The 11,327-nt window shown below is 72.3% G+C and carries 12 protein-coding genes; 7 read left to right on the plus strand and 5 right to left on the minus strand.

Annotated features, from left to right (window positions below):
- Positions 1 to 255: 255 nt before the first annotated feature.
- Positions 256 to 1,338: a DNA integrity scanning diadenylate cyclase DisA gene (disA, locus tag AAG827_RS15380; protein ID WP_341926996.1), complete on the minus strand. Its 1,083-nt coding sequence runs from the start codon at positions 1,336 to 1,338 to the stop codon at positions 256 to 258.
- 48 nt (positions 1,339 to 1,386) lie between these two features.
- On the minus strand, positions 1,387 to 2,808 hold the full coding sequence (gene radA / locus AAG827_RS15385) for a DNA repair protein RadA (protein ID WP_341926997.1): 1,422 nt from the start codon (positions 2,806 to 2,808) through the stop codon (positions 1,387 to 1,389).
- A gap of 142 nt (positions 2,809 to 2,950) precedes the next feature.
- On the opposite strand from radA, the gene AAG827_RS15390 reads away from it, so the two are divergent.
- Complete coding sequence (locus AAG827_RS15390) at positions 2,951 to 3,982, plus strand: LacI family DNA-binding transcriptional regulator (protein WP_341926998.1); 1,032 nt, start codon at positions 2,951 to 2,953, stop codon at positions 3,980 to 3,982.
- Between the two features lie 108 nt (positions 3,983 to 4,090).
- Here the strand turns inward: AAG827_RS15390 and AAG827_RS15395 are convergent, their stop codons facing one another.
- The 3 genes from AAG827_RS15395 to AAG827_RS15405 form a co-directional block, all read right to left on the minus strand.
- Positions 4,091 to 4,792, minus strand: coding sequence for a methyltransferase domain-containing protein (locus AAG827_RS15395; protein WP_341926999.1), 702 nt, complete (start codon positions 4,790 to 4,792; stop codon positions 4,091 to 4,093).
- 23 nt (positions 4,793 to 4,815) lie between these two features.
- Positions 4,816 to 5,454, minus strand: a complete 639-nt coding sequence (locus tag AAG827_RS15400; RefSeq protein ID WP_341927000.1) for a VOC family protein — start codon at positions 5,452 to 5,454, stop codon at positions 4,816 to 4,818.
- A gap of 106 nt (positions 5,455 to 5,560) precedes the next feature.
- Positions 5,561 to 6,337: a hypothetical protein gene (locus AAG827_RS15405; RefSeq protein ID WP_341927001.1), complete on the minus strand. Its 777-nt coding sequence runs from the start codon at positions 6,335 to 6,337 to the stop codon at positions 5,561 to 5,563.
- 50 nt (positions 6,338 to 6,387) lie between these two features.
- Here AAG827_RS15405 and AAG827_RS15410 point away from each other — a divergent pair, with 50 nt between their 5' ends.
- Genes AAG827_RS15410 through proC form a run of 6 tightly spaced genes read left to right on the plus strand, consistent with a single transcriptional unit; the run spans position 6,388 to position 11,312 of the window.
- Positions 6,388 to 7,323, plus strand: coding sequence for a Ppx/GppA phosphatase family protein (locus AAG827_RS15410; protein WP_341927002.1), 936 nt, complete (start codon positions 6,388 to 6,390; stop codon positions 7,321 to 7,323).
- Positions 7,320 to 8,111, plus strand: coding sequence for a sugar phosphate isomerase/epimerase (locus tag AAG827_RS15415; protein WP_341927003.1), 792 nt, complete (start codon positions 7,320 to 7,322; stop codon positions 8,109 to 8,111). The genes AAG827_RS15410 and AAG827_RS15415 overlap by 4 nt, the downstream gene beginning before the upstream one ends.
- Positions 8,108 to 8,821, plus strand: coding sequence for an ABC transporter ATP-binding protein (locus tag AAG827_RS15420; protein ID WP_341927004.1), 714 nt, complete (start codon positions 8,108 to 8,110; stop codon positions 8,819 to 8,821). Before AAG827_RS15415 ends, AAG827_RS15420 begins: the two co-directional genes overlap by 4 nt.
- Positions 8,818 to 9,552, plus strand: a complete 735-nt coding sequence (locus tag AAG827_RS15425; RefSeq protein WP_341927007.1) for an ABC transporter permease — start codon at positions 8,818 to 8,820, stop codon at positions 9,550 to 9,552. Before AAG827_RS15420 ends, AAG827_RS15425 begins: the two co-directional genes overlap by 4 nt.
- 15 nt (positions 9,553 to 9,567) lie before the next feature.
- The gene (locus AAG827_RS15430; RefSeq protein ID WP_341927010.1) at positions 9,568 to 10,497 is read left to right on the plus strand and encodes a proline dehydrogenase family protein; all 930 of its coding nucleotides are present in this window, start codon (positions 9,568 to 9,570) and stop codon (positions 10,495 to 10,497) included.
- Between the two features lie 8 nt (positions 10,498 to 10,505).
- A complete protein-coding gene (proC, locus tag AAG827_RS15435) occupies positions 10,506 to 11,312 on the plus strand; it encodes a pyrroline-5-carboxylate reductase (RefSeq protein WP_341927008.1) in 807 nt (268 codons plus the stop codon).
- Positions 11,313 to 11,327 lie beyond the last annotated feature (15 nt).

The raw sequence follows: 11,327 nt of genomic DNA on the forward strand, positions 1-11,327 counted from the left end.
CGGCTCCTGGTCGGCCGGGGTGGGCGGGCTGGTCAGGTCGTGTGCCGCTCGCCGCGCTCGAGCGCTCGCTGGGGTACACGACTGCCTCGCGGCCACCCCGGACGCCGCGCCACGGCTGCAACATTGCGCCGACTCGGCGTACGCGGTGCAACATCGCGCCGACTCGGCGATGGTCTCGACACGCCGGTCGCGGGCTCGTTCCTCACCCGCGCGGCTCGCTCGACCACCATCAGCGGGTCCGCTGAGGTGTCCCCGCTAGACGTACCGCTCGAGGATCGTCGACTCGGCGAGACGGGAGAGGCCCTCACGGACACTGCGGGCGCGGAGCTCGCCGACGCCCTCGACGGCCTGGAGGTCGTCGATGCCGGCGGAGAGCAGCTTCTGCAGCGTGCCGAAGTGCTCGACGAGCCGGTCGACGACCGAGGACGGCAGCCGGGGGACCTTGGCGAGCAGGCGGTAGCCGCGGGGGGCGACCGCGCCGTCGAGGTGCTCGCTGCTGCCGAGGCCGAGGACCTTCGCGGCGGCGGCCGGGTCGACGAGCTCGGTGGCCGAGAGGAGCTCGAGGCGGTTGAGCAGCTCCTCGGGGCTCTTGCTGCGGCGGCCGGTGGCGACGTAGTCGCGGATCACCAGCTCGCGCTCGGTGTCGACACCGGTGATGAGCTCCTCGAGCTGCAGGGAGAGCAGGCGGCCGTCGGTGCCGAGCTCGAGGACGTAGTCGTCGATCTCGCGGGCGATCCGGGTGACCATCTCGAGGCGCTGGGCGACGACGGCGACGTCGCGGACGGTCACCAGGTCCTCGATCTCCAGCGCCGACAGGGTGCTGGCCACCTCGTCGAGGCGCAGCTTGTAGCGCTCGAGGGTGGCCAGCGCCTGGTTGGCCCGCGAGAGGATCTGGCCGGAGCCCTCGAGCACGTGGCGGGTCTCGCCGACGTAGGCGGCGATGATCTGCATCGACTGCGACACCGAGATCACCGGGAAGCCGGTCTGGCGGGCGACGCGGTCGGCGGTGCGGTGTCGCGTGCCGGTCTCCTCCGAGGGGATGGTGTGGTCGGGCATGAGGTGCACGGCGGCGCGCAGGATGCGGGTCAGGTCGCCGTCGACGATGATCGCGCCGTCCATCTTGGCCAGCTCACGCAGCCCGGTGGCGGTGAAGGGGACGTCGAGGGTGAAGCCGCCGGTCGCGATCGAGTCGACCGTCTTGTCGTGGCCCATGACGATCAGCGCGCCGGTGCGCCCGCGCAGGATGCGCTCGAGACCGTCACGCATGGACGTGCCGGGAGCGATGGAGGCGAGGGTCTCGCGCAGGCGCAGGACCTCATCGGTTCGATCGACTGGCACGGTGCTCCCTGGGTGCTGAGACATGGCCACGGTCGGCCTCGCAGGAGTTTAGCCGTCGTCCACGCCGTGGAGCGCGCGCTTTGCCGGTCGGGCGACACCGAGCACCCGCAGGGCGGACGCCACGTCGGGCGCCTCGATGACCCGCATGCCGTCGACCGTGCGGTCGCTGGAGGTCGGGCGCACCCCACCGGGGGTCGACGGACCCGCCGGGACGACCGCCATGCGGAAGCCGAGCCGGGCCGCCTCGGCCAGTCGCTGGGGCAGGTCGCGCACCCGGCGCAGCTCGCCGGCCAGGCCGATCTCGCCCATCGCGACGACCCCGGCCGGGGGAGCGTTGTCGAAGGTGGCCGAGGCGAGGGCGACCGCGACGGCCAGGTCGCTGGCCGGCTCGCCGAGCCGCGCGCCGCCGACGGTCGAGGCGAAGACGTCGTGGGCGTGCAGGCGGATCCCGCAGTGCTGCTGGAGCACGGCGAGGACCATCGCGATGCGCGAGCCGTCCAACCCCGACGTCGTACGCCGTGGACGCTCCATCGCCGACGGGGTCACCAGGGCCTGGACCTCGGCGAGCAGCGGACGCCGGCCCTCCATGGTGACGGCGACGCAGGTGCCGGAGACCCGGCCGTGGTGGTTCTCGATGAAGAGGCCGGTCGGGTCGGTGACGGCCGTGATGCCCTCGGGGCCGAGGTCGAAGCAGCCGACCTCGTCGACGGGGCCGAAGCGGTTCTTGACGGCACGGACCATCCGGAAGCGGGAGTTGCGGTCGCCCTCGAAGTGGAGCACCACGTCGACGAGGTGCTCGAGCACCCGCGGACCCGCGATCGAGCCGTCCTTGGTGACGTGACCGACCAGGACCACGGTGATGTTGCGGGTCTTGGCCACGCGGATCAGCGCGGCGGCCACCTCCTTGACCTGGGTGACCCCGCCCGGGACTCCCTCCAGCCCGGACGCGCCTATGGTCTGGACCGAGTCGACGACGAGCAGCGTCGGACGGACGGTCTCGATGTGGGTCAGGATGGCGCCGAGGTCGGTCTCGGCCGCGAGGTAGAGCTCGTCGTGCACACCGCCGGTGCGGTCGGCGCGCAGCCGGACCTGGGAGGCCGACTCCTCGCCGGTGACGTAGAGGGTGCGGTGGCTGCGGGCCGCGGTCTGGGCCGCGACCTCGAGGAGCAGGGTGCTCTTGCCGACGCCCGGCTCACCGGCCAGCAGGATCGCGGCCCCGGGCACCAGTCCGCCCCCGAGCACCCGGTCGAGCTCGGGCACGCCGCTGGCGCGGAAGGCCGACTCGCTCACCGACACCTCGGTGATCGGCACGGCAGCGGTCGTGACGGCGGAGGCGGCGGTGCGCATGGTGGGAGCAGCGGCCTCGGCGACCGAGCCCCACGCCTGGCACTCGCCGCAGCGCCCGACCCACTTGCCGGTCTCCCAGCCGCACTCGCTGCATCGGAAGGCGGGTCGCGCGGTCTTGGCCATGCACCGAACGCTAGGCCCTGGCACCGACAGCCGCTCCGCGGCCCACCAGCGCCCCGGTGGACCATCCGCCTAGGGGTGAGGGCGAGCGCCGTCGTACTCCCTTATGATCCCCATTGGAACGATCAAGTCCGGCGGAGGTGTGATGACGAGGATGCCCGGGCGGGCGCCCACGGTGCCCCCGACCCTCGCCGACGTCGCGGAGCGCGCAGGCGTCTCGCGCCAGACCGTCTCCAACGCGGTCAACAACCCCGAGCTCCTGCGCGCCGACACCCTGGTGCGGGTGCAGGAGGCGATCGAGGAGCTCGGCTACTCGCCCAACCGTGCCGCCCGCAACCTGCGCACCCGCTCCTCCCACCTGATCGGGCTGCGGATGAGCCCGGTGCAGGAGTTCACCGCCAACGCGGCGGCCGACCGCTTCGTGCACTCGTTGGTGGACACCTCACGGGAGGCCGGCTACCACGTGCTGCTGTTCTCGGGGGACCCGACCGATCCCGAGTCCGGCTACGACGGCCTGCTGCGCTCGACCGCGGTCGACGCCTTCGTCGTCACCGACACCTACCTCGGCAACCCGCAGGCCGCCTGGCTGCGCGAGCGACGGGCGCCCTTCGTCGCCTTCGGCCGCCCCTGGGACGACCCGGCCGCGACGCACCCGTGGGTCGACGTCGACGGCGCGGCCGGCGCCGAGCTCGCCACGCAGCACCTGCTCGACAAGGGCCACACCCGGATCGCCTGGATCGGCTGGCGCAAGGACTCCTTCATCGGCGAGGACCGGCGCTCCGGCTGGAGCCGTGCGCTCAAGGAGCGGGGCCTGCCGACGACGGGTCTCGCCTCCCGCGTCGAGGACACCGTCAACAGCGGCCGCGAGGCCAGCGCCGTGCTGCTCGACGAGGCCCGCCCCACCGGCTTCGTCTGCGCCTCCGACACCCTCGCGATGGGGGTCATGCACACGCTCGCCGAGCGCGGCATGCACGCCGGCGAGGACGTCGCGGTCGTCGGCTTCGACGACTCCCAGACCGCGCAGGTCATGCACCCCGGCCTCACCTCGGTGCGCCAGCCGCTGGAGGACGTCGCGATCGAGGTCGTCAACGCGCTCGAGGGCCTGCTGGCCCACCCCCGGCGCATCCTTCCCGGCAAGCTGCTCGTCCCCACGCTGGCCGTGCGCCGCTCCAGCTAGGTGGGGTGGCTGCGGGTCGCCTGCGGGTCGTGGGCCGGAGACCGCGCTGGGCCGCTGCGAGCGGCACACGACCCGACGCCCGGCCGCGCCACGACCCAGACCGACCGCCTAGAACACCTTCGACCACACGTTGACCGCGTAGTCGACCTCGAGGCCCTCGTGGTGGCGCAGCACCTCGTCGGCGACGTCGGGCTTGAGCTCGATCCGCACGACGGCCTCGAGGTCGGCGCGGGAGGTGAAGCGCCACCCCATGTCGACCGGCGTGCGGGTCCAGCCGCGGGTCGCCCAGAAGCGCTCGATCGTCTCGGGCGAGGCCAGGTGCGGGTAGCCACGGCGGAACCACGCGCCGAAGGTCGACCGGGAGCCGTCGTTGTCGATGACGACCGCGGTGCCCCCACGTCGTACGACGCGGTCGAGCTCGGCCAGGCCGGGCTCGCAGCCGGGGCCGAAGAAGTAGGCCCACCGCGCGTGCACGACGTCGACGCTGTGGTCGGGGAGCGGCACGTCCTGGGCGGTGCCCTGGAGGACGCGGACCCCCGCCACGGCCTTCGTACGACGACGGGCGAGGGCGAGCAGGTCGGGGTGCGGCTCGACGCCGGTCACCGAGCCCATGGGGCCGACGGCGGCGGCGAAGCCGGGCAGGTGGAAGCCGGTGCCGCAGCCGAGGTCGAGGAGGTGGGCGCCGGGCAGCTCGACGAGCGCGTGGATCGCGGCCTCGAGGCGACCGTCAGGGTCGACGGCCCGGTTCTCGATCTCGTAGGTCGCGGTGTGGGACCAGATGTTGGGGCTGGGGACGGTGCCGCGCGGCACCGATGGGCCGGTGTGGGCCAACCTCAGAGACGGACCAGGCCGCGCGGGGTCTGGAACTGGGCGGCGAGGATGCCGGGGGTGCCGTTGGGGGCGACCCACTCGACCTTGACGTCCTCGAGGGGCGCCTCGACGCTCTCGCCGAGCCACTCGCTCACGCGCTGCGGGTCGCCGGCGATCTCGAGGCAGGCCAGGGAGAAGTCGCCGTCGGAGCCGGAGGACGGACGCAGCTCGGCGTCGGACTCCCACTCGATGAAGAACGGCAGCTGCGGGTCGGAGATCAGGCCGTTGACGCCGATCTGGCGCCAGCGCAGCTCGGTGCCGTCGGGGCGGTGCCGGCTGCCGACGACCGCGTCGCGGCCCAGGCGCCGCTCGACGACGGTGATGTCGTCGACCGAGACGACCCAGCCGAGCCAGCCGCCACCCAGGGCGGAGCGGGCGCGGACGGCCTGGCCGAAGGGGGCCTTGTCGGAGGCCGGGTGGTCGAGGACCTCGACGACCTCGAGGTAGGTGCCGTCGGTGAGTGGCAACGTCATGTTGCGGGTGCCGAAGCGGGGGTGGATGCCCCCGTCGATGAACTCCCCACCGAGGAGCTCGCCCAGACGCTGGGCGGTTCCGGCGAGGCCGTCGGGCCCTGCTGCGAAAGAGAGATGGTCCAGGCGCATGCCGGTCATTCTGCGTCAGACGGCAGGGGCGGGCAGCAGGCGGGGTCGGGGTCTCTTGATGTCGAGACGTCACCCCGCGCGCACCAGATCCACCCCAGAGGATCGGTCAGCGCGGGTCGGCGGGGTGCAGGGCGAGCGCCGAGCGTGAGCGCACGTGGGCGTCGCAGTGCCGCACCAGCTCGGCGTACGCCGCCGGGCCCATGAGCTCGGTCAGCTCGGGGGCGTGCGTGACGTAGACCGCCTCGACGGCGACGTGGGCCTCGGTGTTGCCCGAGCAGTACCAGTCGAGGTCGTGGCCGCCGGCACCCCAGCCGCGGCGGTCGTACTCGGTGATCGTCACCTCGGTGTAGGTGCTGCCGTCCTGGCGCTCGACGTTGCGGAAGCGCCGGCGGATCGGCAGCTGCCAGCACACGTCGGGCTTGGTCTCGAGAGGGTTGCGGTCCTGCTGCAACGCCAGTCCGTGCAGGGCGCAGCCCGCTCCGACCGGGGTGCCGCCCGGGGCGAAGTCGGCGCGGTTGTGGAAGACGCAGGCCTGCTGGCCGTCGACCTCGATCGTGCGGGTCTTGCGGTCGCCCTCGTCGTCGGTATCGATCCAGTCCTTCTTCTTGACCTCGCGCCCGGGGTGGAACTGCCACTGGGTCTCGTCGAGCTGGGCGACGAAGCCCGCCACCCGCTTCTCGTCGGCCTTGTCGGCGAAGTGCGCCCCGAGGGTGCAGCAGCCGGTGTCGGGGGCGTCGGCGTAGATGCCCTGGCAGCCCTGGCCGAAGATGCACATGTAGCTCGACGTCAGCCAGGTGAGGTCGCAGCGCATCACCTCGGTCTCGTCGGCCGGGTTGACGAACTCCACGAAGGCGCGCGGAAAGACCAGGTCGACTTCGGGCATGCGCCTGAGCCTACGCGGCCCGGAGGTGGCGGTGGCGGTAGGTTTGTCCCATGCGCCTGGGCGTCCTGGACATCGGTTCCAACACCGGCCACCTGCTGGTGGTCGACGCACACGACGGCGCAGCACCCCTGCCGGCCTTCTCCTACAAGCAGCCGTTGCGTCTCGCCGAGCACCTCGACGAGACCGGGGCCGTGTCGCATGCCGGCATCGACGCGCTGGCGGCCTTCACGGCGGAGGCGCTGGTCGTCGCGGAGGACAAGGGCTGCGAGGCCATGCTGAGCTTCGCCACGTCGGCGGTGCGCGACGCGGTCAACTCCGACGCGGTCCTGCGCACCGTGAGCGAGCGCACGGGCGAGCAGATCACCGTGCTCTCCGGTGAGGACGAGGCGCGGCTGACCTTCCTCGCCGTACGCCGGTGGTTCGGCTGGTCGGCCGGCCGCCTGGCGGTCTTCGACATCGGTGGCGGCTCGCTCGAGATCGCCGGTGGCACCGACGAGCGCCCGGACGTCGCGTGGTCGTTGCCGCTGGGCGCGGCCCGCCTGGCGCGCACCTTCTTCGACGGCGAGCTCGACGAGACCCGGATCCGCCAGATCCGCAAGCAGATCCGCACCGAGATCGCCCGCGACGCCGGCAACCTGCTGCGTGCCGGCACGCCCCACCGGGCGGCCGCGACGTCCAAGACCTTCCGCTCGTTGGCCCGCATCTGCGGGGCCGCTCCGTCGGGCGACGGCGCCCTGGTGCCGCGAGCGCTGCAGCTCGAGGCGCTGCGGCAGTGGATCCCCAAGCTGGTCGCGATGACGCCCGAGGAGCTGGCCGACCTGCCCGGTGTCTCCCCGAGCCGCACCCACCAGATCGTCCCCGGCGCGCTGGTCGCCGAGGCCTGCATGGACATCTTCGACCTCGCCGAGCTCGAGATCTGCCCGTGGGCGCTGCGCGAGGGCGTCATCCTCGAGCGCATCGACACGATGAGCGTGCTGGACGGGTGACGCCGCGCATCGGACTGTCCACCGCCTCGGTCTATCCCGAGTCGTCCGCGCACGCCTTCGCCTATGCCGCGCAGCTCGGCTACGACGCGGTCGAGGTGATGGTGGGCATCGACGCCCTGAGCCAGCAGACCTCCGCGGTCAAGCAGCTCTCCGAGCACCACGAGATCCCGGTCAGCGCGATCCACGCGCCGTGCCTGCTCTTCACCCAGCGGGTCTGGGGCACCGAGCCGTGGGGCAAGCTCCAGCGCTCCGCGGAGATGGCGGCCGACGTCGGCGCCGAGGTGGTCGTCGTGCACCCTCCCTTCCGGTGGCAGAAGGACTACGCCCGCGACTTCGTCAACGGCATCGCGGCCCTGGAGAACTCCACGGGCATCAGGTTCGCCGTCGAGAACATGTATCCCTGGCGGGCCTCCTCGCGTCGCGGCATGGAGATGTACCTGCCCGGCTGGGACCCCTCCGAGGAGCCCTACGCCAACACCACCATCGACCTCTCGCACGCGGCGATCGCGGCCTCCGACCCGATCGACATGGCCAAGCGACTCGGTGACCGGCTGCGCCACATCCACCTCACCGACGGCAGCGGGTCGGCCAAGGACGAGCACCTCGTGCCCGGCCGCGGATCCATGGGCGCCGCGCCGTTCCTGCACTACCTCGCCAAGGTCGGCTTCGACGGGGAGATCGTCGTCGAGATCAACACACGCCGCTGCAACAGCCGCGAGGAGCGCGAGACCGATCTGCGCGAGTCGCTCGACTTCGCGCGCGAGCACTTCGTGGTGCCCGCGTCGTGATCGTCGAGGCCCGGGGACTCACGGTCGTCCGTGGTGGCCACGCGGTCCTCTCCGACCTGGACCTCACGATCGGCGGCGGCGTCACCGGCCTGCTCGGACCGTCCGGGTGCGGCAAGTCGACGCTGCTGCGCTCGATCGTCGGCGTGCAGCGGGTCGCCGCGGGCAGCGTGACCGTGCTCGGCGAGCCGGCCGGCAGCGAGCCGCTGCGACACCGGGTCGGCTACGTGACCCAGGCCGCCAGCGTCTACGACGACCTCACGGTGGTGGAGAACCTGCGCTTCTTCGCCCGGGTGCTCCGCGTCCCCGACGTGAGGGCCGACGTCGAGCGGGTCCTGGCAGCGGTCGACCTCGGCAGCTCCAGCGATGCGGTGGTCGCGCAGCTCAGCGGCGGCCAGCGCAGCCGGGTGAGCCTGGCGGTCGCGCTGCTCGGCACGCCGGGGCTGCTGGTCCTCGACGAGCCCACGGTCGGTCTCGACCCGGTGCTGCGGCGCGACCTGTGGGCGCTCTTCCACCGGCTCGCGGACGACGGCACCGCGGTGCTGGTCTCCAGCCACGTCATGGACGAGGCCGAGCGCTGCGACCGCCTGCTGCTCATGCGCGAGGGTCGGATCCTCGCCGACGACAGCCCCACGGCGATCAAGGCGGCCGTCGGCGCCGACGACATCGAGACCGCGTTCCTCACGCTCGTCGAGGCGAGGCGATCACCGTGAGCCCTCGGACCACCCTCGCCGTCGCCCGCCGGGTGCTCACGCAGCTGCGTCGGGACCGTCGTACGCTCGCGATGCTGCTCCTCCTGCCGTGCCTGCTGATCGCGCTGCTGTCGTGGATGTACGCCAACGACAGCCGGGTCTTCGACCGCATCGGCCCCGCGCTGCTGGCGATCTTCCCGTTCACCATCATGTTCCTGGTGACCAGCGTGACCACGCTGCGCGAGCGCTCCAGCGGCACCCTCGAGCGGCTCCTGGCGATGCCGATGGGCAAGCTGGACTTCCTGCTCGGCTACGCCGTGGCGTTCGCGGTCGTCGCCGCCGTCCAGTCGGTCCTCGCCGTCGGCATCAGCGTCCGGCTCCTCGACCTCGAGGTGGCCGGTCCCGTGTGGCTGCTCACCGTGGTCGCGGTCGTCGACGCCCTGCTCGGCACGGCGCTCGGGCTGCTCGTGTCGGCCTTCGCGCGCACGGAGTTCCAGGCGGTCCAGTTCATGCCGGCGCTGGTGATCCCGCAGATCCTGCTGTGCGGCCTCATCGTCGGCCGCGACGACCTTCCCGGCGTCCTCGGCGCCGTCTCCGACGTGCTCCCACTGTCCTACGCCGTCGACGCGATGAGCCACCTCAGCCTCGCGACGACGACCGCCGAGGTGTGGTCCGACCTGGCGGTCGTGGCCGGCTTCGTCCTCGCCGGCCTGGCCCTGGGGGCGGCGACCCTGCGACGTCGCACGGCGTAACCTGGCGCCATGTCCCTGCTCCGCCAGCCGATCCTGCTCCTGTCGCGGAGCGACCGGGTCAAGAGGCTCGTCGCCACCCTGCCCGTCACCTCCGGGATCGTCACGAGCTACGTCCCCGGGGAGACCACCGAGGCGGCCGTCGCCGCGACCGCCGACCTGGTCGACGCCGACCTCAAGATCACCCTCGATTTCCTCGGGGAGGACACCTTCGACGTCGAGCAGGCCGACGCGACCGTCGCCGCCTACGTCGAGCTCCTGCGCCAGCTCACCACCAAGGGCCTGCCCCGGCACGCGGAGGTGTCGGTCAAGCTGACCGCGATCGGCCTGCTGCTGCCCGACCACGGCCACAAGATCGCCCTCGAGAACGCCCGCACCATCTGCCGGGCCGCCCGCAACGCCGGCACGACGGTCACCCTCGACATGGAGGACCACACCACCACCGACGCGACCCTGGCGATCCTGCGCGACCTGCGCAAGGACTTCCCGGAGACCGGCGCGGTGCTCCAGGCCTACCTCCACCGCACCGAGCAGGACTGCCGCTCGCTGGCCTACGAGGGCTCGCGGGTGCGGCTGTGCAAGGGCGCCTACGCCGAGCCCGAGAGCGTGGCCTTCCAGGACAAGATCGACGTCGACAAGTCCTACGTGCGGTGCCTCAAGGTGCTGCTCGCCGGCGAGGGCTACCCGATGATCGCCACGCACGACCCGCGGATGGTCGAGATCGCCTCCTCCTTGGCCAGTCGCTACGGGCGCGCGCAGAAGACCTACGAGTTCCAGATGCTCTTCGGCATCCGCCCCGAGGAGCAGAAGCGGCTCGCGGCCAGCGGCGAGACCGTCCGCGTCTACGTGCCCTACGGCCAGGAGTGGTACGGCTACCTGATGCGCCGCCTCGCCGAGCGTCCGCAGAACCTGTCATTCTTCGTGAAGTCCCTGATCTCCAAGCGATAGGTCCCACCATGAGCTCGCAGACCGCGATCCTCGGCGCCGGCGTGATGGGCGAGACCCTGCTCTCCGGCCTGGTCCGTGCCGGCCGCCGCGTTGATCACCTCCTCGTCGGCGAGAAGCGCGCCGAGCGCGCCCGCGAGCTCGAGGAGAGGTACGGCGTCGCCGTCGTCTCCAACGTCGAGGCCGCCACCAAGGCCGACACGTTGGCCCTCGTGGTCAAGCCCCAGGACATGGGCGACCTGCTCGCGGAGATCAGCGGGGTGCTGCGCCCGGGCCAGCTGGTCGTCTCGCTCGCGGCCGGCATCACCACCGCCTTCATCGAGAGCCGCGTGCCCGAGGGCGTCGCCGTCGTACGCGTCATGCCCAACACGCCGGCCCTCGTCGACGAGGGCATGTCGGCGATCTCGCCGGGCTCGCACTGCAGCGACGCCCAGCTCGCCGAGGCCGAGGGCCTGATGGCCTCGGTCGGCAAGGTCATCCGCATCCCCGAGCGCCAGCAGGACGCCGTCACCGCGATCTCCGGCTCCGGCCCCGCCTACATCTTCTTCGTCGTCGAGTCGATGATCGAGGCCGGCGTCCACCTCGGCCTGCCGCGCACCACCGCGAGCGAGCTCGTCATCCAGACCCTCGTCGGCTCCGGCAAGATGCTGCGCGAGACGGGCACCCACCCGACGGTCCTGCGCGAGCAGGTGACCTCGCCCGGCGGCACCACCGCCTCGGCGCTGCGCGAGCTGGAGATCCACAAGGTGCGCGCGGCGTTCCTCGCCGCGATGGAGGCGGCACGCAACCGCTCGCGCGAGCTGGCCGAAGGCATCTGATGTCCGCCTCGCCGG

This window comes from Nocardioides psychrotolerans (assembly GCF_943371775.1).
Lineage (GTDB): Bacteria > Actinomycetota > Actinomycetes > Propionibacteriales > Nocardioidaceae > Nocardioides > Nocardioides psychrotolerans_A.